Source organism: Dietzia sp. B44, assembly GCF_014145245.1.
In the GTDB taxonomy this organism is placed as follows: domain Bacteria; phylum Actinomycetota; class Actinomycetes; order Mycobacteriales; family Mycobacteriaceae; genus Dietzia; species Dietzia natronolimnaea.
In genome coordinates, this window is record NZ_JAALEF010000147.1 from 1 (window position 1) to 2170 (window position 2170).

Consider the following 2170-nt stretch of genomic DNA (forward strand, 5'->3'; position numbering starts at 1 on the left):
TCCGCCGGTCAGGACGCCCGTGCGACCGCGTGCGGCGGACAACCCCGCGGCGGCCGTGGCGAGCGCGGTGCTCCACGGGACCGGGACCAGGCCCCCGTCCCGGCCGCGGATCATCGGGGTGGTGAGGCGGTCGGGTTGCGTGGCATGGGCGAAGGCCCACCGGCCCTTGTCGCAGTTCCACTCCTCGTTGACGTCCGGGTCGTCGCCGGCCAGCCTGCGCAGGACCTTCCCGCGGCGGTGGTCCGTCCGCTGCCCACAGCCGCTGGCGCAGTGCTCGCAGACGCCGGGGCTCGAGACCAGGTCGAACGGGCGCGCCCGGAAGCGGTAGGCGGCACCGGTGAGCGCCCCGACGGGGCAGATCTGGACGGTGTTGCCGGAGAAGTAGGACTCGAAGGGCTCGTCCCCGAAGACGCCCACCTGCTGCTGGGATCCCCGTTCCATCAGGTCGATGAACGGGTCGCCCGCGATCTGGTCCGAGAACCGGGTGCACCGGGCGCACATCACGCACCGCTCGCGGTCGAGCAGGACCTGCGCCGAGATCGCGATGGGCTTGGGGAACGTGCGCTTGACCTCGGTGAACCGGGAGTGCCCGTGGCCGCTGGAGAGTGCCTGGTTCTGGAGCGGACACTCACCGCCCTTGTCGCAGACGGGGCAGTCCAGCGGGTGGTTGATCAGCAGGAGCTCCATGACCCCGCGTTGGGCCTTGTCCGCGATCTCGGAGGTGAACTGGGTGCGCACCACCATGTCCTCGGTGACCGGGGTGGTGCAGGAGGTCACGGGTTTGGGGGCGCCCTCGACCTCGACGATGCACTGGCGGCACGCGCCGGCCGGCTCGAGCAGCGGATGGTCGCAGAACCGCGGGATCTGAACGCCGAGGCGTTCGGCGGCGCGGATCACCAGCGTGCCGGCGGGCACGGAGACCCGGCGACCGTCCACGGTGAGGGTGACCAGATCCTCGTCCCCGTCGGGTTTCAGGTCGGCGACGGTGTCGTCGGCGCGCGGGGTGATCTTGTTGGGCACGCGGTCGTCGGGGGTCATCGGGCCACCTCCTCGGTCCGGGCGAAGACGGTCGAGCGGCTGTGGTCGAAGGGACAGCCGTCGGGGATGTGGGCCAGGTACTCGTCCCGGAAGAGCGCGATGGACGACATGATGGGAGCGCCGGCGGCGTCCCCGAGCGCGCAGAACGACTTGCCGACGATGTTGTCCGAGATGTCGAGCAGCCGGTCCAGGTCGCTCTCCCTCGCGGTGCCGTCCTCGAGCCTGCGCATGATCTGCACCAGCCAGAACGTGCCCTCACGGCAGGGTGTGCACTTGCCGCAGGACTCGTGGGCGTAGAACTCCGACCAGCGCAGCACGGCCCTCACCACGCAGGTCGTGTCGTCGAAGATCTGCAGCGCCTTGGTGCCGAGCATGGAGCCCTCGGCCGCGCATCCCTCGTAGTCCAGGGGCATGTCCAGCTGGGCGTCGGTGAGGATCGGGGTGGAGGAACCGCCGGGGGTCCAGAACTTGAGCGTGTGCCCCTGCCGGATGCCGCCGGCGTGGTCCAACAGTTCCCGCAGGGTGATGCCGAGGGGTGCCTCGTACTGGCCGGGCCGGGCCACATGCCCGGACAGGGAGTACAGCGTGAAGCCGGGGGACTTCTCCGAACCCATCGAGCGGAACCACTCGGGCCCGTGGTGGAGGATCGACGGGACGCTCGCGATGGACTCGACGTTGTTGACCACGGTGGGACAGGCGTAGAGGCCGGCGACGGCCGGGAACGGGGGACGGAGCCGGGGCTGCCCCCGACGGCCCTCGAGGGAATCGAGGAGCGCGGTCTCCTCACCGCAGATGTAGGCCCCGGCGCCCGCGTGGACCACGATGTCCAGGTCGAAGCCGCTGCCCAGGATGTCGCGCCCCAGGAACCCGGCCTCGTACGCCTCGGCGACCGCGGTCTGCAGCCGTCTGAGCACCGGTACCACCTCGCCGCGCAGGTAGATGAACGCGTGGGACGCCCGGATGGCGTACGCCGCGATCACCATGCCCTCGATCAGCACGTGGGGCGTGGCCAGCATGAGGGGCATGTCCTTGCAGGTCCCGGGCTCGGACTCGTCGGCGTTGACCACCAGGTAGTGGGGCTTGGCGGCGGGGTCGGAGGCCTCGGGGTCCTCGGGGGCGTCGGGGCCGGGGG

At 71.0% G+C, this 2170-nt stretch carries 2 protein-coding genes; both read right to left on the reverse strand.

The window, feature by feature from the left end:
* The coding region (locus G6017_RS05805; RefSeq protein ID WP_241731390.1) for a 2Fe-2S iron-sulfur cluster-binding protein at positions 1 to 1038 on the reverse strand (1038 nt) is incomplete at its 3' end.
* Positions 1035 to 2170 (reverse strand): NADH-quinone oxidoreductase subunit NuoF (gene nuoF, locus G6017_RS05810; protein ID WP_182616388.1); only part of this gene is annotated, 1136 nt, incomplete at its 5' end. The genes G6017_RS05805 and nuoF, both read right to left, overlap by 4 nt.